General features: G+C 71.5%; 2 protein-coding genes. Both read right to left on the bottom strand.

All coding sequences use genetic code 11. The features are described 5' to 3' along the window. A partial coding sequence (locus AC1DU4_RS26330) for a DUF742 domain-containing protein (RefSeq protein WP_477844922.1) occupies positions 1 to 247 on the bottom strand: 247 nt, incomplete at its 3' end. 13 nt (positions 248 to 260) lie between these two features. After that, the coding region (locus AC1DU4_RS26335; protein WP_477844924.1) for a roadblock/LC7 domain-containing protein at positions 261 to 529 on the bottom strand (269 nt) is incomplete at its 5' end.

Consider the following 529-nt stretch of genomic DNA (forward strand, 5'->3'; position numbering starts at 1 on the left):
GCGCGACACCGATCGGCACACCGACCCGGGCCGCGATCTCGGCCACGGACGGCGACTGTGCGCACAGTGCCACGATCGTCGCGTCCACGTCCCCGAGTTCCCAGTTTCGGTTCGCGGTGTCCGGCAGGGCCTGGATCAGCGCCTCGAGCGCCAGCTCGACCGCCGGCAGGGTACGCCCGGACGTCAGCGAGTACGGCCGGACCAGGCTCGGTCCGGGGCCTGCTTGTTCGAAGTTCCTGTCGTCCATGGCCACGTCGTACTCAGGTACCGGCGGCGGCTCGCGGCGCCGCCTGCACGGTGGTACCGACACGGTCGACCAGCAGCGCCATCGCGTAGCCGACCTGCCCGATGTCGCAACCCGCCGAGGTGAGCGTCGCCAGGTGCGAGCCGTCGCCGACGCTCATCAGCAGCAGGTAGCCACGCTGCATCTCGACCACCGACTGGAGCACTCCGCCGCCCTCGAACAACTGGGAGACGCCCGCCGACAGGCTCGCGAGCCCGGAGGTCACCGCCGCCAGCTGCTCGGCCC

It is taken from the genome of Rhodococcus sp. P4_F5 (assembly GCF_056401315.1).